The following is a 26,040-nucleotide window of genomic DNA, read 5'->3' as shown; positions in this document are numbered from 1 at the left end:
CGTTCCGCGAACTGTGAGCACAGCCCCAAAAATCCCGAAAATCCCGGGCTTTGCTCAAGGTTCGCGGGAGGGGACTAGGAGACCTGGATGCTGATGGGCTCGGTGTCGGGGATGGGGCTCACATCGCGTCCGCGCAGGTCGGGGTGCCAGCGGCGGCCGAGCGCGGGGATGAGCGTGCCCAGCGCGGCGAACCCGGCGGCGACGTAGATTGCCGCGCCGGCGCCGGAGTGGTCGATCGCAAAGCCCGCCAGGGCCGAGCCGAGCGCGGCGCCGATGAGCTGGCCGGTGCCGATCCAGCCGTAGGCCTCGGCGGTGTCACTGAACTTGACGCTCGCCGAGACGATGCCGAACAGCACTGCGAACGACGGCGCGATGCCGATGCCGGCGATGAGCAGTGCACCGGAGAGCCACCAGAAGTTCAGGAAGAGGCCCGCGACGGCCAGGCCGATCGTGACGATGAGCATCCGGCTGGCCAGTGCCCACGGGCCGATCGGGAGGTGCCCGAGGGCGAGCCCGCCGATGAGCGAGCCGACGGCGAAGATGCCCAGCACCCAGCCGGCGTTGGCGCTGCCGTGGCCGAACACGGCGACGACGCCGGCCTCGACGGCGGCGCAGGCGGCAACGAGCATGAAGCCCACGACGGTGCTGAGCAGCACCTCGGGCTTCTTGAGCACCACGCCGAGCTTGCGGCGGCTGCGGGGGATGCGTACCCGGCCCACCTCGGGCAGCGCCACGAACCAGATGCCGCCGGCGACCAGGAAGAACGCGGCGAGCAGGATGCCCGCGGTGGTGCTGACCTGGATGGCGACGAAGGTGGCGATGACCGGGCCGAGCACCCAGATGATCTCCTGCGCCGAGGCATCCAGGGAGAACAGCGGGGTGAGCTGGCGGGAGTTGACGACCTTGGGGTAAATGGTGCGCACGGCCGGCTGGATGGGCGGCATCGACAGGCCGGCGATGAAGCCGATGATCATGAGCCCGATGATCGGCAGCGGAACGAGGGCCATCGCCACGATCGACGCGGTGCAGATGACCATGGTGACGATGAGCACCGGGCGCATGCCCAGGCGGCCCATCAGTCGGGAGGTGAGCGGGCCCGCGATGGCCTGGCCGATGCTCATGGCGGCCAGAACGAGCCCGGCCGCGGCGTAGGAATCGAAGAGCTTCTCGATGTGGATCAGGAATGCCAGCGAGAGCATCCCGAACGGGAATCGGGCGGTGAGCTGGGCTCCGATGAGACGGGCAACGCCCGGAGTTTTCAGAAGGGTCCAGTAGCTGCTCACAACCGTCCAGTCTACGGCCGGAGTGGGGCTCGGCGTATCGCGGGATGCCGAGGTCGGTGGAGGGGCGGGCGCGCGGTAACGGGTGGGGGCTCCGCCGAGTCTGCCGGGTCTGCCGGGTCTGCCAGGTCGCCGGGTCGCCCACCGAAGAGCCGCCGGCTACGGCTAACGTGAACGGGTGCACACTCTGATCACGCCGGCGGATCTGGCCGCGCTCCTCGTCGTCGGGCCCGCCCCGCGCATCCTCGACGTGCGGTGGAAGCTCGGCGGCCCTCCCGGCCGCACGGAGTTCCGCCGCGGTCACCTGCCGGGAGCCGTGTACGTGGACCTCGACACCGAGCTGGCCGGGCACGGTGAACCGACCGATGGTCGGCATCCGCTGCCCGCACCGGATGATCTGCAGGCCGCGGCGCGCGGATGGGGCCTGAACGACGGTGATACCGTCGTGGTCTACGACGACCTGGGCAACATGTCGTCCGCCCGCGCCTGGTGGTTGCTGCGGAACGCCGGTGTGCGCGACGTGCGCCTGCTCGACGGCGGGCTCGGCGCCTGGCGCGCGGACGGCCTTCCCGTGGTGGAGGGCGAGGAGCCGGTGACACCGGGTTCGGTGACCCTGGGCTTCGGCGCGCTGCCCACGCTCGACGCGGATGCCGCGGCCGCGCTCGCGCAGGACGGCGTGCTCCTCGACGCCCGCGCTGCCGAACGCTACCGGGGCGACTCCGAGCCGATCGACCCTCGCGCCGGGCACATCCCCGGTGCGGTGAACGCGCCGACGGGCGGCAACCTCGACGCCGACGGACGTTTCCTGCCGGCTGCCGAGCTGCGTGCGCGGTTCGAGGCGCTCGGGGTGCGCGCTTGGCCCGGGGCGGATGCGGCGGCTGGGCGGGTCGGGGAGCTCGCGTCAGCTGGTGCCCCCGCTTCACCGGTGGGAACGACGTCTGGCGCAGCGGATGGCGACGAGACGGAGGCTGGGCCCGACGCATCCGGTGGCGCCGCGGCGGTGCCCGACGCAGGGTTCGACGTGGGCGTGTACTGCGGATCCGGGGTGACGGCGGCGCACGAGGCGGTGGCGCTCACGCTCGCGGGCTTCGCTCCGGCGCTGTATCCCGGCTCCTGGTCGCAGTGGTCGAACATGCCCGACCGGCCCGTCGCGACTGGCGACGCCCCCGGCCACTAGTCCGGAGCATTTCATTCGCGCACGATGCGTCTCGCAGCACGTGATGACCGTCGCAGTGGGCAGCGTGCAGTGGCGCTCGCAGCGTGCATTAGTGCTCGCAGCGTGCGGTAATACGCTGCTTTTCGCACGCTGCGAGCACTTTCGCACGCTGCGAGCACTTTCGCGTGCTGCGAGCCAGGGATGCGCCGCGAGGTTCTTCCTGCGCCGCGAGGCCTAACCAGGTCAGGCGATCTCCGTGGCGGCGCCGCTCACGACGATGCCGCCGGTGGCGGGCACGTCCACCAGGAGCAGGCTCGGCCGGCCCACGTGCCGGCCCTGGTGGATGACCACCCGGGTCGGCGGGCGTACCAGCCCGAGCTCGCGCAGGTAGCCGCCCACCGAGGCGGCGGCCGATCCGGTGGCAGGGTCCTCGGTGAGGGTGCCGACCGGGAACAAGTTGCGCGCCTCGAACTCGGTGTCTCCCAACACCGCCAGGGTAGTCACGGTGCCGGCCCAGCCCTGCTCGTCCATGAGTGCGCGCATGGCCGCGGGGTCGAAGCCGAAGGCGTCGAACTCGGTCTGGGACGAGAACACCAGCACCGGATGCCAATTGCCCGCGAAAGCCAGCCGGGGCGGGTACCCGGGGTGCAGCGACGACGGGGTGGCCCCGAGCAACTCCAGGAGCCGCGCGAGCACCTCGGGTGCGATGGGGCGCACCTGCGGGTCGACGCTCGTGAACGACGCGGTGAGGCCGGCATCCGTGGCCCCGGTCTGGATGGTGATCGGGCCGACGCTGGTCTCGAAGGTGAGGGCGCCCACCCCGTCGCGGCGGGCCAGCGCCACGGCGGTGGCGACGGTGGCATGCCCGCAGAACGGCACCTCGGCCACGGGGGAGAAGTAGCGCAGTCGGCTGTGCCGCGGGTCGCCGCCGACCGAGCGCTCCGTGACGAAGGCGGTCTCGGCGTATCCGACCTCGGCGGCGATCGCCTGCATCGCGGCCTCGTCGAGTGCGCTCGCGTCAAGCACGACCCCGGCCGGGTTGCCCCCGGCGGAGGCATCGGTGCGGGCAGGGTCGGTGAAGGCGGCAAGGCGCAGCACGGGCACGGTCATGACTCCATGCTGGCAGGGGTAATCAGTGCGCGCCCAGGCCAATTCGTAACTCGTGGATGCTTCCCGCCCAGACTGGCCCGGAATTGCTAGTCGGGAGGGGCATCCGACTAGCGAAAGTGGGCCAGTCATGGCGTGGGTTGCCTGCGATGCGGCCGCCGGGAAGGGTCGCTGGCCAGGCCGGGCTGTCATACTTAGGTAATGCTTACCTCAGCACAGGCCGGGATGACGGGCGCGCCCGCTCGCGGCTCGGCCCTGCCCACCGAGGCCCTGCGGATGCCGCGCCGCCGGCAGCTGGCCGGCCTCCTGATCGCGGTGGTGCTGCTGGTGGTCGCGGTCACCGCCTCGCTCGTGGTGGGCAGCCGCGACATCCCGCTGGGCACGGTGCTGGACGCGCTGCTGCGCCCCGACCTCAGCCTCACCGACCACACCGTGGTGCTCGACCTGCGTGTGCCGCGCACCGCCATCGGCCTGCTCGCGGGCCTCGCGCTCGGCCTAGCCGGCGCCCTCATGCAGGGCATCACCCGCAACCCGCTCGCCGACCCCGGCCTGCTGGGCGTCAACGCCGGGGCCTCACTGTTCGTCGTCGCCGGCATCGCCTGGTTCGGCGTCAGCTCGGCCCTCGGCTACGTCTGGTTCGCCTTCGCCGGCGCGTTCGTCGCGGCGGTGATCGTCTACGTGATCGGGTCACTCGGCCGCGAGGGCGCCACCCCGGTGAAGCTGGCGCTGGCCGGCACCGCGCTCACCGCGTCGCTCACCTCGCTGATCACCATCGTGCTTCTCGGCGACTCCGCGGCCTTCGACAAATACCGGTTCTGGTCGGCCGGCTCCCTGGTGGCCCGCGACCTCGGCTCGGCCCTGCAGCTGGCCCCGTTCGTCGGCGTCGGAGTGCTGCTGTGCGTCCTGGCCGGGCGGATGCTCAACGCGCTCGCCCTCGGCGACGACCTGGCGCGCGGCCTCGGCCAGAACCTGGTCGCGGCGCGCATCGTCTGCGCCGTCGCCGTGGTGCTGCTCTGCGGGTCCGCCACCGCGCTGGCCGGCCCGATCGTGTTCGTGGGCCTGGCCGTGCCGCACATCGCCCGCCGCTTCACCGGCCCGGACTACCGCTGGATCCTGCTCTACTCCGCGGTGCTCGGCCCTGTGCTGCTGCTGACCGCGGACGTGCTCGGACGCGTGATCGCCCCGCCCGGCGAAATCGAGGCCGGCCTGGTCGTGGCCTTCCTGGGCGCCCCGATGCTCATCGCCCTGGTGCGCCGCGTGAAGCTGGCCGGCCTGTGAGCGCCGGCCGCGGAGCATCCGTGCGCACCGGCCCGCGCACCGGAGCCGCCCACCTGACCCCCGGCACGGATGCCGCAGCCCCGCTGGTCCTGGCCCGGGCCGTGCGGCACCGCCGGGAGCGCCGGGTGGCGCTGGTGCTGGCCGTTCTGGTGCTGATCGTCGCTGCCGTGAGCCTGATGGTGGGCGCCTACAACCTCAGCGTGCCCGACCTGCTGCGCACCCTGGTGGGCCAGGGCACCACCAGCGAGAACTTCATCGTCTTCAAGCTGCGGCTCCCGCGGCTCACCCTGGCGATCCTGGTGGGCGTCGCGTTCGCGGTCTCCGGAGCCCTGTTCCAGACCGTGCTGCGCAACCCGCTGGCCAGCCCCGACATCATCGGCGTCACCGGGGGAGCGAGCGCCGCCGCGGTGTTCGGCATGCTCGTGCTGGGCCTGGGCAGCGTGGCCACCTCGTTCATGGCGTTCGGCGGCGCGCTGGTGGTGGCCTGCGCCATCTACCTGCTGGCCTGGCGCGGGGGCGTGGCCGGCTACCGCTTCGTGCTCATCGGCGTGGGCGTCGCGTTCATGGTGCAGGGCCTGCTCGGCTACCTGCTCTCCCGAGCCGACCTCCGCAACGCGCAGGACGCCCTCACCTGGCTCGTCGGCAGCGTCAGCGGCGCGCGCTGGCCCGAGATCGTGGTGCTGGCCGCCTTCCTCGCGGTGCTGCTGCCGGGTGTGGCCGTGTTGGCGGGGCGGATGCGGATGCTCCAGCTCGGTGACGACTCCGCCAGCGCCCTCGGCGTGCGCGCCGAGCGATCCCGGCTGGCGTTGCTCGTGGTCGCCGTGGCCCTCGCCGCCCTCGCCACGGCCTTCGTGGGGCCGCTCGCGTTTGTCGCGTTCGTGGCGGCCCCCATCGCCCGCCGCCTCGTCGCCACGGGCAGTCTCGCCCTGGTGCCGGCCGCGCTCATCGGCGTGCTCATCACCACGGTGGCGGACTTCACCGCCCAGCACCTGCTGCCTGGGTCGCTCGACCTGCCGGCCGGCATCATCACCGGCGCCATTGGCGCGCCCTACCTGCTCTGGCTGCTGGCCACCCAGAACCGAATCGGAAAGGGAGCCTGATGCCCCAGCCCACCGACCAGCCCGCCACCGTGGCCGCCGCACCCGGCCCCGTCGCCGCGCCCGCCGCATCCGCCCGCCACGAACTCACCGCCAACGGCCTCAGCCTCGGCTACGACGGCGCGTGCATCGTCGACGGCCTCGACCTGGCGATCGAACCCGGCGCGGTCACCGTGATCGTGGGCGCCAACGCGTCGGGCAAGTCCACCCTGCTGCGCGGACTGGCCCGGCTGCTGCCGCCGCAGTCCGGCACCGTCACCCTCGACGGCCAGGACATCGCGAGCCTGCCCAGCAAGCAGGTCGCCACGATCGTGGGCCTGCTGCCGCAGCAGCCCGTCGCCCCCGACGGCATCGGCGTGGCTGACCTCGTCGGCCGCGGACGCTACCCGCACCAGGGCTGGTTCCGGCACTGGTCGAGCACCGACGACGCCATCGTCGCGGCGGCGATGGCCGCCACCCAAACCCTCGAGTTGGCTCCGCGGCGCATGGAGGAGCTCTCCGGCGGACAGCGCCAACGGGTGTGGATCGCCATGGCCCTGGCCCAGAAGCCGGACATCCTGCTGCTCGACGAGCCCACCACCTTCCTCGACGTGACCCACCAGATCGAGGTGCTCGACCTGCTGCACGAGCTCAACCACGAGCAGGGCACCACCGTGGTGATGGTGCTGCACGACCTCAACCTGGCCGCCCGGTACGCCGACCGGCTCGTGGTGATGCGCGCCGGCCGCATCATCGCCGAGGGGCCGCCCGCCGAGGTGCTCACCGAGGCCGTGGTGCTCGAGGCGTTCGGGCTCACCGCGCGCATCATCGCCGACCCGGTCTGCGGGTCCCCGATGATCGTTCCCGTCGGACGGTTCCACGGCACCGTCTGACCCGCTATATTAGGTGAGGCTACCCTAATCACGGGCGGCCTTCCTTTTCCAGAACCGGAGTTACCTGTGCCCAGACGTCTGACCACCGTGCTCGCCGCCGCCGCGGCCATCGCCGCCCTCACGCTCAGCGGATGCTCCGCCACGCCCGCCACCGACACGGCCACCGACGGCGCAAGCAGCGATGCGTTCCCGGTCACCATCGAGCACGCCTTCGGCGAGACCACCATCGACACCGAACCCACCCGCGTGGTCACCTGGGGCTGGGGCAGCGCCGACGACGCCATCGCGCTCGGCGTCATCCCCGTCGCAATCCCGTTCCAGGCCTACGGCGGCGACGACAAGGGCGTGCTGCCCTGGATCTCCGAGGCCCTCGACGAACAGGGCGTCGAGACACCCACGGTGCTCTCCGACTCCACCGAGCCGCCCTACGAAGAGATCGCGGCCGCCGCGCCCGACGTGATCCTCGCCGCGTACTCCGGCCTCACCGAGGAGCAGTACGAGCTGCTCAGCGACATCGCCCCCGTCGTGGCCTACCCCGACGAGCCCTGGTCCACCGACTGGCGCGAGCTGATCACCATCACCGGCACGGCCCTCGGCAAGTCCACCGAAGCCACCACGCTGCTCAGCGACATCGACGCCACCATCGCCGAGAAGGCCGCCGCACACCCCGAATTCGCCGGCAAGTCCGTCGCGCTCACCTCCGACAGCGGCGGAGTCTTCTACGTCTACACGGATGCCGACCCGCGCGTGACCTTCGCCACCGACCTGGGCTTCACCAGCGCTCCAAGCGTCGCCACCCTCGCCAACGGCGAGTCCTCCTTTTACTACACGCTCAGCTACGAGCAGCTCGACCTGCTCTCCAGTGACGTGCTGGTCAACTTCGGCGCCACCCAGGAGGAGTCCGACGCGTTCCTGAGCGCCGGCTACGCCCAGGTCATGCCGCAGGTGCAGTCCGGCGCTGTGGCCTCCCCGGTCGGCGCGGCCTTCATCTCCTCGGTGTCGCCGCCCACCGGCCTCTCGCTGCCCTGGGGCATCGATGACTACGTCGACCTGCTCTCCACCGCAGCCCTCGCCGCGGACGCCGCCAAGTAGCACCACCGCTCGCACGAGCCAGCGCCCGGCCGGATTCGGCCGGGCGCAGTGTGCTGCCTGGAGCGCGATAACCTTGACACGCGTCCGTTTCGACTGATCCCGAAGCCGCGATCGTACGAGCCGCATCCCAGCGCAGGGATTCTCAGGCTCGCTCCAGTCGAACCATTCACGGACCGCTCAGTCGACTCGATCCCGTGAGGCCTCGAGACCCACGAAAAGGTTGTGCCATGCGCGCTAAATACGTTCTCCCCGCCCTCGCCGCCGTAGCGGCGCTCACGCTCACCGGATGCGTCGACAACTCGACGCCCGCGACGTCCGGGTCCGCCGCGAGCACGGCTGCCGCGATCGTGAAGGACGACGCGGCGGCAGCGCTGGTCCCGGCCGAGGTCGCCGATCGTGGCACCCTCATCATCGGCACCGAACCGACCTACGCGCCGAACGAGTTCAAGAACGAGGCCGGAGACCCCATCGGCTGGGACATCGAGCTCGCCACCGGCATCGCCGCCAAGCTCGGCCTCGAGGCGGAATTCCAGGTCGCGAAGTTCGACAACATCATCCCGAGCGTCGCCGGCGGCAAGGCCGACATCGGCGCCTCCTCCTTCACCGACACCGTCGAGCGCGAGCAGCAGGTCGACTTCGTCAACTACTACAACGCCGGCATCCAGTGGGCGTCGGCCACGGGCACGGATGTCGACCCCGACAACGCCTGCGGCCTGAAGGTGGCCGTGCAGACCGCCACCTACGAAGACACCGATGAGGTGCCCGCCAAGAGCGACGCCTGCGTCGCCGCCGGCAAGCCGCCGATCGACAAGCTGAAGTTCGACACCCAGGCCGACGTGGCCAACGCGGTCGTGCTCGGCCAGGCCGACGCCCTCAGCGCCGACTCCCCGGTCACGCTGTACGCGATCGCCCAGACCGGTGACAAGTTGCAGGCGGCCGGCAGCACCTTCGATGAGGCCCCGTACGGCATGGTCGTCGCCAAGGGTTCCGACCTGACCGCCGCCGTGCAGGCAGCACTGCAGTCCATGGTCGTCGACGGCAGCTACACGGCCATTCTTGATGCCTGGGGTGTCACCGACGGTGGCGTGGCCGAGATCACGATCAACGCAGCCGCGAACGGCTAACCCCGGCAAGACGCCCCCAGGAGTCCGGCCCCGCGGGACGCGGTAGCCTTGGCGGGCGTCCGTTGGGCTGTTCCCGAACCGATATCGCCGAGCCGTTCCCCCAGCGCAGGGGTGTATTAGGCTCACTGCAGTCGTACCGTCCAGTCGAATCGAAACCTCGACGCCCTACGAAGAAGGTCGTGCCATGCGCGCTAGATACGTACTCCCCGCCCTCGCCGCCGCTGCGGCCCTGATGCTCACCGGCTGCGTCGACAACTCGACGCCCGCGACATCCGGGTCCGACGCCAGCACAGCCCCCGCCATCGCAAAGGACGAGGCCGCGGCGGCGCTGGTGCCCGCCGAGGTCGCCGACACCGGCAAACTCGTCATCGGCACCGACCCGACCTACGCTCCCAACGAGTTCAAGAACGAGGCCGGCGAGCCGATCGGCTGGGGCGTCGAGATCGCCAGCGGCATCGCCGCCAAGCTCGGTCTCGAGCCCGAGTTCCAGGTCGCCAAGTTCGACAACATCATCCCGAGCGTCTCCGGCGGCAAGGCCGACATGGGCTCGTCGTCGTTCACCGATACCGTCGAGCGCGAGCAGCAGGTCGACTTCGTCAACTACTACACCGCCGGCATCCAGTGGGCTTCCCAGGCTGGTAAGGACGTCGACCCCAACAACGCCTGCGGTCTGAAGGTCGCCGTGCAGGCCACCACCTACGAGGACACCGACGAGGTACCCGCCAAGAGCGACGCCTGCGTTGCCGCCGGCAAGCCCGCCATCGAGAAGCTCAAGTTCGACACCCAGGACGCCGCGACCAACGCCGTCGTGCTCGGCCAGGCCGACGCGCTGAGCGCCGACTCCCCGGTCACGCTCTACGCCATCTCGCAGACCGGCGACAAGCTGCAGCTGGCCGGTGAGACCTTCGACGTGGCCCCGTACGGCATGGTCGTCGCCAAGGGCTCCGAGCTCTCGAAGGCCATCCAGGCCGCCCTGCAGTCCATGGTCGACGACGGCAGCTACACGGCGATCCTCGATCAGTGGGGCGTCGCGGACGGCGGCATCGACGAGATCACGATCAACGCGGCCGCGAACGGTTAAACCGTGAGCACCACGAACGTGAACGAACCCGCGGCGGCGACCCCGCCGCGTGGCGAACCCACACCGAGTGAGCCGATCAAGGCCATCCGGCTGCGACACCCATGGCGCCTCGTATTCGCCGTGCTCCTGGTGGCGATCTTCGCGTGGTTCGTCGTGGATGCGGCCTTCCGCCCGGCCTACGACTGGCCGTCGGTGGGCAAGTACCTCTTCGACCGACGCATCTCGATGGCCGCGCTGGTCACGATCGAGCTGACGGTGTTCTCGATGGTGATCGCCATCATCCTCGGCGTGATCCTGGCCGTGATGCGGCTCTCGCCGAACCCGGTCGTCAAGAGCGTGGCCTGGTTCTACCTGTGGATCTTCCGCGGCACCCCGGTGTACGTGCAGCTGACCATTTGGGGCCTGATCTCGCTGATCTACACGAGCATCGACATCGGCCTGCCGTTCATGACGCCGTGGATCTCGTTCAGCACCAATGCGGCGTTGAACACCTTCACGTTGGCCGTCATCGGTCTGGCCCTGAACGAGGCCGCGTACATGGCCGAGATCGTGCGTGCCGGACTGCTCTCGGTCGACAAGGGCCAGGAAGAGGCCTCGGTCGCCCTGGGCATGAGCTGGTCGCAGACGATGACCCGGGTCATCCTGCCGCAGTCGATGCGGGTGATCATCCCGCCGACCGGCAACGAGGTGATCTCGATGCTGAAAACGACCTCGCTGGTCACGGCCGTGCCGTTCAGTCTCGAGCTGTTCACCCGGTCGCGGGACATCTCGGCGGAGACCTTCAACCCGATCCCGCTGCTCATCGTGGCGTCGATCTGGTACCTGTTCTTCACCTCGATCCTCATGGTGGGCCAGTACTTCCTGGAGAAGCGGTTCTCCCGTGGGGTGGGGGACCGGCAGACCGACAAGAACGACGTGGGCACCGGCACCGGCGTCATCACGGGCGTGGTGCCCGTGGTGGGCGCGGGCCAGCCGACCGTGATCGCGCCGCCGAAGACCGACAATCCGGGTGCGCCCGGCGACGGGGGAGCACGATGAGCGACACGACAGTGGGGGGCGTCGCATCCGACGTGCCGATGGTGCTGGCCGAGCAGGTGACCAAGAGCTTCGGCTCGCACGAAGTGCTCAAGGGCATCACGCTCGAGGTCAAGCGCGGCGAGGTCATGTGCCTGGTCGGGCCCTCGGGCTCGGGCAAGTCCACGTTCCTGCGCTGTATCAACCACCTCGAGGTGCTGTCGGCCGGGCGGCTGAGTGTGGACGGTGAGCTGATCGGCTACCGCGAGGCCAATGGCAAGCTGTACGAGATGGCGCCGAAGGAAGCCGCGAAGCAGCGCCGGGACATCGGCATGGTGTTCCAGCGGTTCAACCTGTTCCCGCACATGACCGCGCTGCAGAACGTCATGGAGGCGCCGATGCGCGTCAAGGGCCTGCCCAAGGCGAAGGTCGAGTCGAGCGCGCGCGAGCTGCTGGCCCGGGTGGGACTGGCCGACCGGGCCGACTACTACCCGGCGCACCTCTCCGGTGGCCAGCAGCAGCGTGTGGCGATCGCCCGGGCACTCGCGATGGAGCCCAAGCTGATGCTCTTCGACGAGCCCACCAGTGCGCTCGACCCCGAACTCGTCGGCGAGGTGCTCGACGTGATGAAGGGCCTGGCCAAGGAGGGCATGACCATGATCGTGGTCACGCACGAGATGGGCTTCGCGCGCGAGGTCGCCGACTCCCTGGTGTTCATGGATGCCGGCGTCGTCGTCGAGTCAGGCCTCCCCTCGGAGGTCCTGGCGAACCCGCGGCACGCCCGCACCCAGGCGTTCCTCTCCAAGGTGCTCTGAGTAACGACCGCAACCAAGGAAAAAGGCGGCAAAAAAGGACGAAATCTGGGATTTCGTCCTTTTTTGGTCGCTATTTCCTATTTTGTCGGTGTGGCCCACGCAGGACGGTGTGGGCTTAGAACGCCCAGGGGCCGAAGCGGGTGATGGCCACGACGAGGGCCAGGATGCCGAGGATCACGCTGGGCATGGTCTCCTTGGCGCCGTCGCCGGCGCGCACGTGCCAGACGACCGCGCCGATCATGATCACGGTGAGGGCGGCCGCGGCGATGGGCACCAGGATCGGGGCGATGCCGGTGACCGCGGGCAGGATCAGGCCCAGGCCGCCGAGCAGTTCGGCGAGGCCGACGAGCTTGACGCCGGCATCCGAGTAGTCGTTGGTCCAAGCCATGCCGCTGGCGGCGAGCTTGGCGCGCGGCTGGGCGACCTTCATGATGCCGGCGCCGATGAAGGCGAGGGCGAGCAGACCGGTGATGATCCAGATGGCGATGTTCATGGGGGACTCCTGGGGTGGTGGCCGGGTCGGGGCCGAGGTGATTGCATCCGAATTAGTTGACGCGTCAAATAAGTTAGCGCGAACTACTTTCTGTGTCAACTAATTTTCGGTAGGCTGGGGTCATGGCTGAACCGGTGTGGCTGACCCCCATGGAGCACGACGCCTGGATGGCTCTGGCCGAGGTGCTGTTCCGGCTGCCGGCCGGGCTCGAATCACAGTTGCAGCGGGACGCCGGGCTGGCCATGGCGGACTACATGGTGCTCGTGATGCTCTCGGAGCGGGACGACCACTGCATGCGTATGAGCGAGCTCGCGACATCCGCCAGCACGTCACAGTCACGGCTGTCGCGCATCGTGGCCCGGCTGGAGGCCGCGGGGTACGTGACCCGCGAGATGGCGCCGGATGATCGGCGGGCCGTGATCGCGACCCTCACCGAGTCGGGCTTGTCCAAGCTGGTGGCCGCGGCGCCCGGTCACGTGGCCCAGGTGCGGAGGCTCATCTTCGACCGCCTCACGCCCGCCCAGGTGGCCTCGCTCACGGAGGTGGCGCGAGCCCTCGAGCACCCCGACGACTCCGACGCCTGCGACGGGGCCCCCTAACCCAGACAGGGTCACCGGGTCTCGACAAGCTCGACCAGCGTGTGGGTCGCGACCAATCGTTGATCGAGCTAGTCGAGCGCTGTACTGAGCTTGTCGAAGTGATCCCGTGGGCCGGCCTCTGAACGCGGGCAGGGTCGCCGGGTCTCGACAAGCTCGACCAGCGTGTGGGTCGCGACGGCGGGTATTTCGCGGGGTCTCGACAAGCTCGACCAGCGTGTGGGTTGCGACGGCGGGTATTTCGCGGGGTCTCGACAAGCTCGACCAGCGTGTGGGTCGCGACCATTTCGTCGGTCGAGCTTGTCGAGACCCCGCAAGGTGCCTCAAATCGCGCCCACTCGCTGGTCGAGCTCGTCGAGCGCCGTACTGACGCTGTCGGGGTGACACTTCGCGAGGCGACGCTACGAGGCGAGGACCTTCTGGATGCGCTGCAGGGAGACGGACTCGGCGGCGCGCAGCTCCTGGGCGAAGAGACTGATGCGCAGTTCCTCGATCATCCAGCGGGCCCGCACCAGGTTCGGCGCCGCGGTCTCCGGCAGCGGGATGCGCCCACCGGCGTCGGTGAAGCGCGCCGTGGCGGATTGCACCTCGTTCATCCACACGCGGTCCCGGTTGGGGTTGTCGAGGAGCTTGTCGATGCGCGCGCTGATGCCGCCGAGATAGCGCGGCAGGTGCCGCAGTTGGGCGAGACCGGTGGCGCTGACAAAACCGGGGTAGACCAGCCCGTTCAGCTGTTCGCGGGCATCCGTGAGGGCGGCGAGCAGGGCCATGCTCGTGGAGGCTTTGAGCGCCTTGTCCGCGGCGCGGGACGCGGTGAGGATGCGGGCGACGAGGCCGACGGTCTCGAACATCGAGTCCATCACCACGCCGGAGACGCGGTCGCGGATGCTGTCGAACTCGGCCTTCATGAACACCTGACCGTCGGGCCGCACCCGGTAGAGCACGTCGTCGACGGCGGCCGCGAGGCAGTCGTCGAACAGGGCCTGGGTGGAGCGGTACGGGCTGGTGGCTAGCGAGAGCTTCTCGCCGCCCTTGAGGTGCTGCTGCACGTACGCCACCGGCGACGGGGTCGCCAGCAGCAGCAGCCGGCGCACGCCGCCTGGCAGCGTACGGGCCTGCTCGTCGACGGTGCTCATCATGCGGATGCTCACCGACGTGCCGTCGTCGATCAGGGTGGGGTAGCCCCGGATGGTGTTGTCACCCTGCTTGGTGTCGATGAAGCGGGGCAGCTCGACGAAATCCCAGGTGGTCAGGCCCGAGCGCTCGATCGCGTTCGTCGGCACGGCGGCGGAGGCCTTGGCGACGGACTCGCGCACCTTGTTGCCCAGGCGCCGCTGCAGCTCACCGAGGTCCTTGCCACTGGCGACGCTCTTGCCGCGCTCGTCGACGACCCGGAACGTCATGCGCAGGTGCGCGGGCACCCGGGAGAGGTCGAAGTCGCGCACGCTGACGGGCACGTAGGTGAGGCGCTGGATGAGCGCGGCGAGGGTTTCGGCGAAGGAGGGGTCGGTCGTGTCGCCGTGAGTGTTGGTGCGATTCGAGGCACCTTGCGAGGTTTCGACAGGCTCAACCAGCGAGCCTCCCACGACACCGGGGGCCGGGGGCAGCTCGGCGAGCAGGCGCACGGCCCAGTCGGCGGCGGGCACGACGTTCCGGCGGATGGCCTTGGGCAGCGACTTGATCAACGAGGTGACCAGGTCTGCGCGGAGGCCCGGCACCTGCCAATCGAAGCCGGTGGGGGAGACCCTGGCCAAAAGGGCCAGCGGCACCTGCACGGTCACGCCGTCATCCTCCGCGCCCGGTTCGAACCGGTAGCTCAGAGCGAAGCGCTGGTCGCGCTGCTGCCAGGACGGCGGGAAGAGCGCCTCGTCGATCTCCGGCGCATCCTCGGGCACGAGCGCCTCGGCGGTCATGGTGAGCAGGTCGGGCGTCTGGGCGCGGGCGACACGCCACCAGGTCTCGAAGGTGCGGGTGCTGTGCACCTCGGCCGGGATGCGCCGGTGGTAGAACTCGAAGACGGCCTCGTCGTCGAAGAGGATGTCGCGGCGCCGGGTGCGCTCCTCGAGCTCGGCCAGCTCCTTGCGGAGCGCCGTGTTGGCGCGGTCGAACGCGGTGACCCGCTGGTCGACCCGGTCGAGGTCCCACTCGCCGTCGACGAGGGCGTGCCGGATGAACAGCTCACGCGCGTAGGCCGGGTCGACCCGGGAGAACTGCACCCGGCGGCGCGGCACGATCGGCACGCCGTAGAGGGTGACCCGCTCGTAGGCGACAACGGCGCCCTGCTTCTTCTCCCAGTGCGGCTCGGAATACGACCGCTTGCAGAGATCACCGGCGAGCTGTTCGGCCCAGGCCGGGTCGACGACGGCGTTCATCCGGGCGAACAGCCGGCTGGTCTCCACCAGTTCGGCACTCATCACGGCGTTGGGCTGCTTCTTGGCCAGCGCGGAGCCGGGGAACAGCACGAAGCGCTGCTGCCGGGCGCCGATGTAGTCCTTCTTGGCCACGTCCTTCAGGCCGATGTGCGAGAGCAAACCGGAGAGCATCGACCGGTGGATGCCGTCGGGGTTCACCGCCGGGTCGCCGATGTGCAGGCCGAGCGGCTTGGCCAGCTGGCGGAGCTGCTTGTAGACGTCCTGCCACTCGCGCACCCGCAGGTAGTTGAGGTACTCGTTTTTGCACAGCCGCCTAAAGGCGCTGGAGCCGAGCTCCTTCTGTTGCGTCTCGAGATAGTTCCAGAGGTTCAGCAGCGAGAGGAAATCGCTGGTGGGGTCCGCGAACCTGGCGTGCTTCTCGTCGGCGGAGCCTCGGCGTTCGAGCGGGCGCTCGCGCACGTCCTGGATGGTGAGACCGGCCACGATGGCCATCACCTCGCGGCTGGTGCCCTGCACCTTGGACTCGATCACCATGCGGCCGAACCGGGGGTCGATGGGCAGCTGGGCGAGCTGCTGCCCCACCCGGGTGAGACTGTGGGTGCCGGCCGTCACGGCCATCCGCCCGCCGCCACGTGAGCCGCCGTCACGGCCGCCGCGCCCGCGCCCGCCGTCACTGCTGGACCGGCCGCCGGCCTGGCTCGGGTCTTCGGTGGGCGTGCCGGTGGGTGCGACAACGGCCTTGACGGCGCCGAGCTCGGTGAGCAGGTCGAGGCCGTCCTTGATGTTGCGGGAGTCCGGCGGGGTGAGGAACGGGAACTGGGCGATGTCGCCCAGGCCCAGCGAGATCATCTGCAGGATCACCGCGGCGAGGTTGGTGCGCAGGATCTCCGGCTCGGTGTACTCGGGGCGGCGGGTGAAGTCTTCTTCGCTGTACAGGCGGATGGCGATGCCGTCGCTGGTGCGGCCGGAGCGGCCCGAGCGCTGGTTGGCGGACGCTTGGGCGATGGCCTCGATCGGCAGTCGCTGCACCTTCGAGCGCACGCTGTAGCGGCTGATGCGGGCGGTGCCGGCGTCGATGACGTAACGGATGCCCGGCACGGTGAGGCTGGTCTCGGCCACGTTGGTGGCGAGGATGATGCGGCGGCGCACCCCGGCCACGGTGGAGGGCTGGAACACCCGGTGCTGGTCGGCGGAGGAGAGCCGGCCGTAGAGCGGCAGCACCTCGGTGGGGCTGGTGCGGTCACCGCCGGCGAATTTGCCCTGCAGGGCGTCGGCCGCGTCGCGGATCTCGGTCTCGCCGGAGAGGAACACCAGAACGTCGCCGTTGGACTCCCGCTCGAGCTCGTCGAGCGCGGCGGAGATGCCCTCGATGTAGTCGCGGTCCACGCTGGGCGCGGCATCCGAGATGTCGTCGTCGTCGTCGATCGGTGCCTCGGCCACGAGCGGGCGGTAGCGGATCTCGACCGGGTAGGTGCGGCCGGAGACCTCGATGATGGGCGCCGGGGTGCCGTCGGCCGCCGCGAAATGCTTGGCGAAGCTGGCCGGGTCGATGGTGGCCGACGTGATGATGAGCTTGAGGTCGGGCCGCTGGGGGAGCAGCTGCTGCAGGTAGCCGAGCAGGAAGTCGATGTTGAGGCTGCGCTCGTGGGCCTCGTCGATGATGATGGTGTCGTACTTGCGCAGCATCCGGTCGCGGTGGATCTCGTTGAGCAGGATGCCGTCGGTCATCAGTTTGATGCGGGTGTCGGCGCCGACGCGGTCGGTGAAGCGCACCTGGTAGCCGACGAGCTCGCCGACCTCCTGGCCGAGTTCCTCGGCGATGCGCTCGGCGATCGTGCGCGCGGCGAGCCGGCGCGGCTGGGTGTGCCCGATCGACTCCCGGCCCAGCTCCAGGCAGATCTTGGGCAGCTGCGTGGTCTTGCCCGAGCCGGTGGACCCGGCCACGATCACGACCTGGTTGTCGCGGATGGCGCGCGCGATGTCGTCGCGGCGCTGGCTGATCGGCAACTCGGGCGGGAAGGTGATCTTGACGGGAATCATTAGCCCTCCATGTTATTGCCTCGCGGGCATACCCCACTTCGAGTCAGACACTTGTCGCGCAAAGTACTTTGTGTTACAAAGTACATATGGATGACACCAGAACCCCCGCCGTAGACCTCGACGAACCCCTGGGCGACCCGCGCGAGATGCTCGCACTGCTCGAGAAGCAGCAGCGCCAGGTGACGGATGCGCAGATCGCGCCCGTCGTCTGGCTGTACTTCATCTGGGGCATCGCCTGGTTGGTCGGCTTCCTCGCCCTCTGGTCGGGCGACGCCGACGGCAACCCCTGGTTCACGATTCCGGCTGGGGTGGCGACACCGCTGTTCATCGTGCTGCTGGTGATCTCGATCGTGTCCTCCGCCGTGATCGGTATGCGGATCAACCGGGGCGTGCGCGGGGTCTCCAGCTTCTCCGGCGCCGTCTATGGGCTGTCCTGGTCGGTCTGCGGCACCGCGTTCGCTCTGCTCGGCACCGCACTGATCAGCCACGGCATGTCCACCGACCTCGCCAACCTCTACTTCCCGTCCGGCTTCGCGCTGATGTGCGGAACCATCTACCTCGGCGGCGCGGCACTCTGGCGGGAGAAATCCCAGCTCATCCTCGGCCTGATCATGCTCACCGTCGGCGCGGCCGCACCGTTCGCCGGGTCGCCCGGCAACGACCTGGTCTTCGCCCTCGCCGGCGGCGGGGCCTTCCTGGTCGTCGCCGCCGTCATGGCCGTGCGGCTACGCCGGAACCGCTGATGGACGAACTCGACCCGGTGATCCACGCATCCGCCCGGCTCAAGATCACCGCCACCCTGGCCACTCTCGAGGTGGGCGACCAGATCGCCTTCCCCCGCCTGCAGGAACTGCTCGGTATGACCGCCGGCAACCTGTCCACGCACCTGCGCAAGCTTGAAGACGCGGGCTATGTTGACGTCATCAAGTCGCACCAGGGCCGCACCCCGGCCACGTACCTGGCCCTGTCGCGCACGGGCCGGCGCGCATTCGAAGACTACCGAGAAGCTCTGCGCGACCTATTGGGAGAATCCGCATGACAGTTCTAGCCCGCCTCGACCACGTCACCCGCCGCTTCGGCGAGGTGCTCGCCGTCGACGACGTCACCCTCGACATCCACTCCGGCAGCATCCTGGGCCTGCTCGGGCCCAACGGCGCCGGCAAGTCCACGGTGCTCACCATGCTGCAGGGGCTCCGCAAACCGAGCTCGGGTACCGTCACCCTGTTCGGCGGCTCGCCCGGCGACTACCGGATGCGCCAGAAGCTCGGCGGCACCCCGCAGGAGACCGCTCTGCCGCCGACCCTGCGGGTGGGCGAGGTCATCGACTTCGTCGGCCGGCACTTCGACGACCCGCTGAGCACCGCGGCCGTGGCCGAGGAATTCGGCCTGGGAGACCTGCTCAAACGCCAGACCGGCGCGCTCTCGGGTGGCCAGAAGCGTCGGCTCAGCGTGGCGCTCGCGTTCGTGGGCCAGCCGCGGCTGGTGCTGCTCGACGAACCGACCACCGGGCTCGACGTGGATGCCCGCCGCACCCTGTGGGACGCCGTGCGCCGGCAGCACGACCGCGGCGCCACCGTGGTGGTGACCAGCCACTACCTGGAGGAGATCGAGGCGCTCGCCGAACGAGTGGTGGTGATGGGGCACGGCCGGGTGATCGCCGACGACACCGTCACCGCCGTGATCAACCAGGTGTCGCTGCGGCAGGTGCGCCTGGTGACCGACCAGCCCGACCGGGTGAGCGGACTGCCCGGCGTGGTCGGCCGCGACCTCGGCGACAACGGCAGCGCCACGTTCTACGCCAACGACAGTGACCGGCTGATCGTGGAGCTGGTGCGCTCCGGTATCCCCTTCTCCGACCTCACCGTGCGCGGCGCCACCCTCGAAGAGGCGTTCCTCACCCTCACCGGGGCGACGGATGCCGCCACCGGGCAACCGACCCGGCCGTCAGACCCAGAGTCGCCGGAGCCCGCCTCCGCCCGCACCACTCCGGCTACCCGCACCGCCCAGAAGGAGATGAACCGATGAGCACTCTCACCCCCACCCCGGCCGGCACCGCACCCGGCGCCGGCGGCCGCGGACCGGTTCTCGGCGGGCGCACGGGCATCCTGGCCCTCACGCTCGTGCACGCGCGGATCATCCTCGTCGAGACCTTCCGCATCCCGGCGGCCCTGATCGGGTCGCTGGTGTTTCCCGGGCTGTCGCTGCTGTTCTTCGTGGTGCCGCAGCGTACCGTGGCCGACAATCCGGAGTTCGCCACCCAGGCGGTGATCGCGCTGAGTGTGTTCGCGCTGATGTCGAACTCGCTGTTCAGCTTCGGCCTGAACATCTCGGCCAACCGGGAGCAGCCCTGGGACCCGTACCTGCGTACGCTGCCGGTGCCGGGTATCTCCCGAGTGCTCGGGCAGATCTGCTCGACCGGGCTGATGGGCCTGGTGTCGATCCTCCCGGTGATCGCGATCGGGGCGTTGTTCACGGCCGCCGAGGCATCCGCCCTGGGCATTCTCGCGGGGATCGTGGCGCTGGGAATCTCGGCGCTGCCGTTCATGTTCATCGGCATCTCGATCGGCTACTCGATGTCGTCCAAGGCGGCGATCGCGGTGGTGCAGATCGTCATGTTCGGCCTGGCGTTCGCGGGTGGGCTGTTCCTGCCGCCGTACCTCTTCGCGGACTGGCTGGACACGCTGTCGAAGTTCCTGCCGTCGCGGCAGGCCCGCGAGTTCGTGATCTGGGCCGTGCAGGGCGGCGAGCTTGAGCCGTGGGTATGGGTGGGCATCCTGGTCTGGACCGCGGCGACGTTCGCCCTGGCCCTGCTGCTCTTCCGCCGCGACGAGGGCCGCCGCTACCACTGACCCCGTGCCGCTCTCATGACTGGCCCATTTTCGCTAGCAAGACGGCAGGTTTACTAGCAAAAGTGGGCCAGCCTGGGATTGTGGGGCCGTGGCGATGGGCAGGATTACGCTATCGGCGTGCGTGACGTGCGCCCCGGCCGCGCGCTCCGTAGGCTCGTTGGATGACGAATTCTGTACCCCTCATCACCCTGAACGACGGCCACACCATCCCGCAGCTCGGTTTCGGGGTCTTCAAGGTCGACCCGACCGAGACCACCCGGATCGTGTCCGACGCCCTCGAGGTGGGCTACCGCCACATCGACACCGCCGCCATCTACGGCAACGAGGAGGGCGTGGGCCAGGCACTGGCCTCCTCCAACATCGACCGCTCCGAGCTGTTCATCACCACGAAGCTCTGGAACGACAAGCAGGGCACCCAGTCGGCGCTGGATGCGTTCGACGAGAGCCTGGAAAAGCTCGGCCTGGATTACGTCGACCTCTACCTCATCCACTGGCCCGCTCCCGCGAACGACAAGTTCGTCGAGAGCTGGAAGACCCTCGAGAAGATCCGCGAGTCCGGCCGTGCCCGCTCCATCGGTGTTTCGAACTTCCTGGTGCCGCAGCTGGAGCGCCTGCTCAGTGAAACGGATGTGGTGCCGGCGGTCAACCAGATCGAGCTGCACCCTGCGCTCCAGCAGGCCGAGCTCACCGAGTTCGCCCGCGCCAACGGCATCCACATCGAGGCCTGGGGCCCGCTCGGCCAGGGCAAGTACCCGTTGCTCGAGGAGGGCGTGGTCACCGCCGCGGCCGAGGCGCACGGCAAGACCCCGGCGCAGGTCATCATCCGCTGGCACCTGCAGACCGGCAACATCGTCTTCCCCAAGTCGAACCGCCGCGAGCGCATGATCGAGAACTTCGACGTGTTCGACTTCGAGCTCAGCCACACCGAGCTCGCCACCATCACGGCCCTCGAGCGGGGCGGCCGGGTCGGCTCGCACCCCAACGACGTCAACTAGCCCCACCCGGCTCGTGACTTGCCGCTAACGGCCCCTTCCGCATGCCGGAAGGGGCCGTTTCCGAGCGGGCGGCATCCGCCGTCTTACGCCGTGTGTCGGCGCGGGTGGCGGCATCCGTGGCGCGCACTTAGCGTCGAAGCATGTCGTACACCCTGAACGTCGTCGCTGTCTCCGGCAGCCTGCACTCGCCCTCCAAGACCACCGCGCTGGTGCGGGCGATCCTTGCCGCGCTGGAGCGCGAGCTGTCGATCGACGTGCACCTGATCGAGCTCAGCCAGGTGGGCCGCGAGTTCTCCGGGGCGCTGCGCCGTGACGAGCTCTCCGCCGCGGCCGAAGCGGACCTCGTGCGCATCGAGGGTGCCGACCTGCTCATCGTGGCGTCGCCGGTGTACCGGGCCTCGTTCACGGGCCTGTTCAAGCACGTCTTCGACTTCGTCGACCAGTACTCGCTCGTCGACAAGCCCGTGCTGCTGGCCGCAACCGGCGGTAGCGACCGGCACGCGCTCATCCTCGAGCACCAGTTCCGGCCCCTGTTCAGCTTCTTCCAGGCGCTCACTCTGCCGATCGGGGTCTACGCCAAGGACGCCGACTTCACCAACTACGAGGTGACCAACATCGAGCTGAGCGAGCGCATCGACCAGGCCATCCGGCGGGGGCTGCCGCTGGTGCGCGCGAGCCTGCCCGCCGTGCTCTCCGCGGACTCCGCCGCCATAGTCTGGTGACGCCCGGGGAATAGGCGCCCGCCTCCGCGCCTTACATTGGGACGTGCACGGATGCCAGCCATCCGGGAGAGAAGTATGTTGTGTCCCTGATCACCTGGCTGTTCGACGCCCAACTGCAGATCGGCACCCAGACCATCCTCTGGCGGGAGATCATCGGCAATGTCTTCGGCATTGCCAGCGCCGTCGGCGGCATGCGCCGCAAGCTCTGGGCCTGGCCCGTGGGCATCGTCGGTAACGCGTTGCTCTTCACGGTGTTCCTCGGCGCGGTGTTCGGCACGCCCAACCCGGTGAACCTGCTCGGCCAGGCCGGCCGGCAGGTCATGTTCATCGTGGTATCGGTCTACGGCTGGGTGCAGTGGTCGCGCAGCCGTTCCACCGGCACGGCCGCCGTCGCGCCGCACTGGGCCGGCGCCCGGGCGCGCATCGGCCTGGGTCTGGGCCTGGTCGCCGGCACCCTCGTGCTCACGCCGATCTTCCGGGCCCTCGGGTCGTTCGAACCCGTCTGGGCGGATGCCTGGATCTTCACCGGGTCGCTGCTGGCCACCTACGGCATGGCCCGTGGCTGGACCGAATTCTGGCTGATCTGGGTGGCGGTCGACATCGTGGGGGTGCCGCTGCTGATCAGCGCCGGCTACTACGCCTCGGCCGTGCTCTACCTGTTCTACGGCGCGTTCACCATCACCGGTTTCGTGATCTGGACCCGGGTGCAACGCCGCCGGCAAATGCTTCTCGAGGTCGCGCCGCTCTGACCACGGCGGTCTCACGCAGGCCCCAGCCGCTCAGCCGACCGGACGCGGCGGGGGAGCCGGCGAGACCGGGCCGAGACGGCGGCGCAGCTGCTTGGGCCGGCCGAGGGCCACGAGCCCCAGCACGGGCGCGATGAGCAGCTGCAGCGTCACGAGCGGACCGAACGACGCGAACAGCACCGTGAGCACCGCCGTCGCGGCCCCGAACACCAGGACTCCCACGAGGAACACCGGCCGGCCGGTGCGAGCGAAGGCCACGCTGGCCAGGCCGAGCGGCACCACCCGCAGCCAGAGGTCGGCCGCTGATTGCGGCAGCGGCCCGCCCAGGTACGAGATCGCGGCCGCAAGCCCGAACAGGCCCGTCCACACCCAGAACAGCCACGGCCCGGCGGGCAGCGCAGGTTCGTAAGGCTCGTCGGCCGCCCAGTTCGGATCCGCCCAAGCGGAGCTGTCGGCCGAGTTTCGGCCCGGTGCAGCGGATGCGCCCGAGGCCGCGGGCTGCCGCGGCTGTGCGTCGGCGGGGGAGGGGCGCATCCGCTCGGCGTCGGCCTCGCGCAGCAGCGCGCGTGCCTGGGTGAACCTGTCGAACCGGGCGGCGGCTGCGGCCAACTCCGCCGGGCTGGCCGAGGTCATCCGATCCGGGTGCGACCGCTGCGCTTGGAAGCGGTAGGCGCGTTCCACCTGCTCGGGATGCGCATCGACCGCGACCTCGAGTAGCGCCGCGGCTTCGGCGAGGGTCATCATGGACGGCACTCGATCCGGTCAGCGCCGCCACGCCGCGAGTGCGCACGGGAATTCGTGTCGCTGCCCGGAACCCGTGCCCAGATCTCCATCGCGCCCCTCCCTCCCTCCAAGTCTCACAGCAGCAATCCGGCGCGGCAAGCCTCTTCTGCGGCCCGCTTCCGGGGCGCGAATCCGCGCGCACGCAGCATCCGCTTGCGGCGCAGTGCCCCTTCGGGCGCCGCGAAGGGGCGATATGCGGCAACTCGCGGGTGGGCGGCACCCGCGGACAGAGCCACGAACCACGCCACGACCAGCGGCACGACCAGCGGGCGCGGAGGCAGCGGAGTCACAATGGAGGCATGACGAACCGCCTCGCCGACGCCATCAGCCCATATCTTCGTTCACACGCCGAGAACCCGGTGGACTGGCAACCCTGGAGCGCGGCCGCGTTCGACGAGGCCCGGGCCCGCGATGTGCCCGTGCTCGTGAGCATCGGCTACTCCACCTGCCACTGGTGCCACGTCATGGCCCGCGAGAGCTTCAGCGATCCTGCGATCGCCGCCTACCTCAACGAGAACTTCGTGAGCATCAAGGTGGACCGCGAGGAGCACCCCGACGTGGACGCCAGCTACCTCGCGGCCGCCGGAGCCTTCACCCAGAACCTCGGTTGGCCGTTGAACGTGTTCGTCACCCCGGCCGGCCGGCCGTTCTACGCCGGCACCTATTCACCGCCCGCGCCGATGCCCGGGCACCCGGCCTTTCGCGAGGTGCTCGCCGCCGTGACGGATGCCTGGACCACCCGCCGCGACGCCGTGGAAGAAAGCGCCGCCGGACTCACCGAGGCCCTCGCCCAGGCCGCGCCCGACCCGGGCGTCGGAGAGCTGCCCGGCCAGGACCGGCTCGCCGAGAGCGTCGACCTGCTCGCCACCGCCGAGGACCCGGTCTACGGCGGCTTCGGCGGTGCCCCCAAGTTTCCGGCCTCACCCACCCTGGCGCTGCTGCTGGACCGCGCCGACGGGCGCGACCTTGCCCTGCGCACCCTCAAGCGGCTGGGCGCCACCCCCCTCCGCGACTCCGTCGAAGGCGGGTTCTTCCGCTACGCCGTCAACCGGGACTGGAGCGAGCCGCACTACGAACGGATGCTCTACGACAACGCCCAGCTGCTCGAGCTGTACACCCGGGCCTGGATGCACACCGGCGAAGCGTGGGCCCGGCTGGTGAGCGAGGGACTGGTGCGGTTCCTCGGCGAGGTGCTGCAACTGCCCGACGGCGGTTTCGCCAGCGCACAGGACTCGGAGAGCACCGTGGACGGCGTGCGCGTGGAGGGCGGCTACTACGCGCTCGACGAGGACAGCCGGCACGAGCAGGTGCCGCCGGCCCTCGACACCAAGATGCTCACCGGCTGGAACGGCCTCGCGATCGGTGCGCTCGCGCTCGCCGGGGCGGCCTTCGACGACGACACCGCTCTCACCCTCGCCCGCCGGGCGGCGGACCGGCTGCTGCAACTGCACCGGCGGGAGGACGGCGCGCTGGTGCGCGCATCCATCGACGGCCGACTCTCGAGCGCCGTGGCCACGCTCGAGGACTACGGGATGCTCGCGGCCGGTCTGCTCGACCTCGCGACGGCCACCGGCGAGGTGAGCTACGCGGTCGCGGCGCGCGAACTGGTTGACCGCACCCTGCCCGACCGCACGTCGGTGGTCTTCGTCGCGCCGGAGGGCGCCGACCCGGTGCTCACCGGCCACGGCCTCGACCTGGCGACCGACCCCTCCGAGGGCGCCTACCCGTCCGGGCTCAGCGCCATCGCGGCCGCGGCCTGGCGGCTGTACCTGCTCACCGGGGCGGCCCGGTATCACCAGGCGGCCACCGCGGCCATGGTGCGCCTGGTGGGGGCGGGCAGTCTCAACCCGCTCGCGTTCGGTGCCGCCCTGCGCCTGGTCAACGCGCTCACCTCGTCCGTGCGGCAGCTCGTGGTGGTGACCCCGGACAGCACGGCGGCCGGCGCCACCTCGCGCGGCGACCTGGTCGACGCGGCCCGGCGCCGGAGCGGCCTCGTGGCCGTGGTCACCGAGAAGCAGGGGCGCGACTGGGCGGCGGCCGGGTTCGAGCTGTTCGCCGATCGCGGCATCCGCGACGGCGTGCCCACCGCCTACCAGTGCCGGGAATTCGTTTGCCGGCTGCCTGTCACGGAGGCCGCAGACCTGGTCTGACCGGCCTCGTCGGGCCGCCCGCAGCCCCGGTCCGGCGCGGGTCGCGAGGGGACGGCGAGCAGGACGTACACTAGGTCTTACGACACTGTTTCCGGCGGGCTCGATGCCCGGCCTGGTGCGGTGCGGGGGATGCCCGGGAAACCCGGGCGCACATTCCGGGGCCTGGCGCATGGATGCCCGCCCAACGGATCCCTCTCGACGACCTGTTACGAATCACCGCATCTGAATCGCAGCCCGACTGCACCCCTTGCCCGTTCCACGCTATTGCTCCAAGGAGGACCATGGCTCGCTTTGACCGCACCGACTCCGCACGACACGCTCGCAGCGCCTCAGGCAGCGGCTTCTCCGAGGCCCAGCCGGCATCCTTCGAGGAACCGG

General features: G+C 69.9%; 23 protein-coding genes. 18 read left to right on the top strand and 5 right to left on the bottom strand.

What is annotated here, in order from left to right:
* Window positions 1-74: 74 nt before the first annotated feature.
* A complete protein-coding gene (locus tag PA27867_RS13720) occupies window positions 75-1,283 on the bottom strand; it encodes an MFS transporter (protein ID WP_066597210.1) in 1,209 nt (402 codons plus the stop codon).
* Window positions 1,284-1,458: 175 nt separating this feature from the next.
* On the opposite strand from PA27867_RS13720, the gene PA27867_RS13715 reads away from it, so the two are divergent.
* A complete protein-coding gene (locus tag PA27867_RS13715) occupies window positions 1,459-2,457 on the top strand; it encodes a sulfurtransferase (protein ID WP_084021160.1) in 999 nt (332 codons plus the stop codon).
* Between the two features lie 222 nt (window positions 2,458-2,679).
* On the opposite strand, the gene PA27867_RS13710 is transcribed toward PA27867_RS13715, so the two are convergent.
* A complete protein-coding gene (locus PA27867_RS13710) occupies window positions 2,680-3,546 on the bottom strand; it encodes a PhzF family phenazine biosynthesis protein (protein ID WP_066597209.1) in 867 nt (288 codons plus the stop codon).
* A 198-nt stretch (window positions 3,547-3,744) separates the two neighbouring features.
* Here PA27867_RS13710 and PA27867_RS20705 point away from each other — a divergent pair, with 198 nt between their 5' ends.
* The 8 genes from PA27867_RS20705 (at window position 3,745) to PA27867_RS13670 (ending at window position 11,916) form a co-directional block, all read left to right on the top strand.
* Complete coding sequence (locus tag PA27867_RS20705; protein WP_236900713.1) at window positions 3,745-4,821, top strand: FecCD family ABC transporter permease; 1,077 nt, start codon at window positions 3,745-3,747, stop codon at window positions 4,819-4,821.
* Window positions 4,818-5,921, top strand: coding sequence for a FecCD family ABC transporter permease (locus PA27867_RS20700; RefSeq protein WP_157109237.1), 1,104 nt, complete (start codon window positions 4,818-4,820; stop codon window positions 5,919-5,921). Before PA27867_RS20705 ends, PA27867_RS20700 begins: the two co-directional genes overlap by 4 nt.
* On the top strand, window positions 5,921-6,790 hold the full coding sequence (locus PA27867_RS13695; RefSeq protein WP_084021158.1) for an ABC transporter ATP-binding protein: 870 nt from the start codon (window positions 5,921-5,923) through the stop codon (window positions 6,788-6,790). The genes PA27867_RS20700 and PA27867_RS13695 overlap by 1 nt, the downstream gene beginning before the upstream one ends.
* Window positions 6,791-6,856: 66 nt before the next feature.
* Window positions 6,857-7,882 (top strand): iron-siderophore ABC transporter substrate-binding protein, encoded by a 1,026-nt coding sequence (locus PA27867_RS13690; protein ID WP_157109236.1) that lies wholly within the window; start codon window positions 6,857-6,859, stop codon window positions 7,880-7,882.
* Window positions 7,883-8,109: 227 nt separating this feature from the next.
* Window positions 8,110-9,006 (top strand): ABC transporter substrate-binding protein, encoded by an 897-nt coding sequence (locus PA27867_RS13685; RefSeq protein WP_066597208.1) that lies wholly within the window; start codon window positions 8,110-8,112, stop codon window positions 9,004-9,006.
* Window positions 9,007-9,190: 184 nt separating this feature from the next.
* Entirely contained in the window at window positions 9,191-10,087 is an 897-nt protein-coding gene (locus tag PA27867_RS13680; RefSeq protein ID WP_066597206.1) for an ABC transporter substrate-binding protein, read from the top strand.
* Between the two features lie 3 nt (window positions 10,088-10,090).
* Complete coding sequence (locus PA27867_RS13675) at window positions 10,091-11,125, top strand: amino acid ABC transporter permease (RefSeq protein ID WP_084021156.1); 1,035 nt, start codon at window positions 10,091-10,093, stop codon at window positions 11,123-11,125.
* A 38-nt stretch (window positions 11,126-11,163) separates the two neighbouring features.
* The gene (locus tag PA27867_RS13670; RefSeq protein ID WP_066599952.1) at window positions 11,164-11,916 is read left to right on the top strand and encodes an amino acid ABC transporter ATP-binding protein; all 753 of its coding nucleotides are present in this window, start codon (window positions 11,164-11,166) and stop codon (window positions 11,914-11,916) included.
* A 115-nt stretch (window positions 11,917-12,031) separates the two neighbouring features.
* On the opposite strand, the gene PA27867_RS13665 is transcribed toward PA27867_RS13670, so the two are convergent.
* The gene (locus PA27867_RS13665) at window positions 12,032-12,409 is read right to left on the bottom strand and encodes a DoxX family protein (protein WP_066597204.1); all 378 of its coding nucleotides are present in this window, start codon (window positions 12,407-12,409) and stop codon (window positions 12,032-12,034) included.
* 122 nt (window positions 12,410-12,531) lie between these two features.
* Between PA27867_RS13665 and PA27867_RS13660 the strand changes: the two genes are divergently transcribed.
* Window positions 12,532-13,008: a MarR family winged helix-turn-helix transcriptional regulator gene (locus PA27867_RS13660; RefSeq protein ID WP_066597202.1), complete on the top strand. Its 477-nt coding sequence runs from the start codon at window positions 12,532-12,534 to the stop codon at window positions 13,006-13,008.
* Between the two features lie 398 nt (window positions 13,009-13,406).
* Here the strand turns inward: PA27867_RS13660 and hrpA are convergent, their stop codons facing one another.
* A complete protein-coding gene (gene hrpA / locus PA27867_RS13655; protein ID WP_066597201.1) occupies window positions 13,407-17,417 on the bottom strand; it encodes an ATP-dependent RNA helicase HrpA in 4,011 nt (1,336 codons plus the stop codon).
* An 86-nt stretch (window positions 17,418-17,503) separates the two neighbouring features.
* Between hrpA and PA27867_RS13650 the strand changes: the two genes are divergently transcribed.
* The 7 genes from PA27867_RS13650 to pnuC all read left to right on the top strand — a co-directional run bounded on the left by PA27867_RS13650 (window position 17,504) and on the right by pnuC (window position 22,732).
* Window positions 17,504-18,160, top strand: coding sequence for a hypothetical protein (locus PA27867_RS13650; RefSeq protein ID WP_066597200.1), 657 nt, complete (start codon window positions 17,504-17,506; stop codon window positions 18,158-18,160).
* On the top strand, window positions 18,160-18,456 hold the full coding sequence (locus tag PA27867_RS13645; RefSeq protein ID WP_066597199.1) for a transcriptional regulator: 297 nt from the start codon (window positions 18,160-18,162) through the stop codon (window positions 18,454-18,456). Before PA27867_RS13650 ends, PA27867_RS13645 begins: the two co-directional genes overlap by 1 nt.
* Window positions 18,453-19,442, top strand: a complete 990-nt coding sequence (locus PA27867_RS13640; RefSeq protein WP_084021154.1) for an ABC transporter ATP-binding protein — start codon at window positions 18,453-18,455, stop codon at window positions 19,440-19,442. The genes PA27867_RS13645 and PA27867_RS13640 overlap by 4 nt, the downstream gene beginning before the upstream one ends.
* Entirely contained in the window at window positions 19,439-20,266 is an 828-nt protein-coding gene (locus tag PA27867_RS13635; protein WP_236900712.1) for an ABC transporter permease, read from the top strand. Before PA27867_RS13640 ends, PA27867_RS13635 begins: the two co-directional genes overlap by 4 nt.
* A 161-nt stretch (window positions 20,267-20,427) precedes the next feature.
* A complete protein-coding gene (locus PA27867_RS13630) occupies window positions 20,428-21,261 on the top strand; it encodes an aldo/keto reductase (protein WP_066597197.1) in 834 nt (277 codons plus the stop codon).
* A 140-nt stretch (window positions 21,262-21,401) separates the two neighbouring features.
* Window positions 21,402-21,983, top strand: a complete 582-nt coding sequence (msuE, locus tag PA27867_RS13625; protein WP_066597195.1) for an FMN reductase — start codon at window positions 21,402-21,404, stop codon at window positions 21,981-21,983.
* An 80-nt stretch (window positions 21,984-22,063) separates the two neighbouring features.
* On the top strand, window positions 22,064-22,732 hold the full coding sequence (gene pnuC, locus PA27867_RS13620) for a nicotinamide riboside transporter PnuC (RefSeq protein WP_066597193.1): 669 nt from the start codon (window positions 22,064-22,066) through the stop codon (window positions 22,730-22,732).
* Window positions 22,733-22,762: 30 nt separating this feature from the next.
* On the opposite strand, the gene PA27867_RS13615 is transcribed toward pnuC, so the two are convergent.
* Window positions 22,763-23,473 carry a hypothetical protein gene (locus PA27867_RS13615; protein WP_066597192.1) on the bottom strand — a complete coding sequence of 237 codons (711 nt, stop codon included), beginning with the start codon at window positions 23,471-23,473 and terminating at the stop codon, window positions 22,763-22,765.
* 338 nt (window positions 23,474-23,811) lie between these two features.
* Between PA27867_RS13615 and PA27867_RS13610 the strand changes: the two genes are divergently transcribed.
* Window positions 23,812-25,662 (top strand): thioredoxin domain-containing protein, encoded by a 1,851-nt coding sequence (locus tag PA27867_RS13610; RefSeq protein WP_066597191.1) that lies wholly within the window; start codon window positions 23,812-23,814, stop codon window positions 25,660-25,662.
* Window positions 25,663-26,040: the final 378 nt, after the last annotated feature.

Origin of the sequence: Cryobacterium arcticum, from assembly GCF_001679725.1 — a bacterium.
Classification (GTDB): domain Bacteria; phylum Actinomycetota; class Actinomycetes; order Actinomycetales; family Microbacteriaceae; genus Cryobacterium; species Cryobacterium arcticum_A.
Note: the sequence above shows the minus strand (reverse complement) of the source record. Positions and strands in the feature narration are given on the sequence as shown.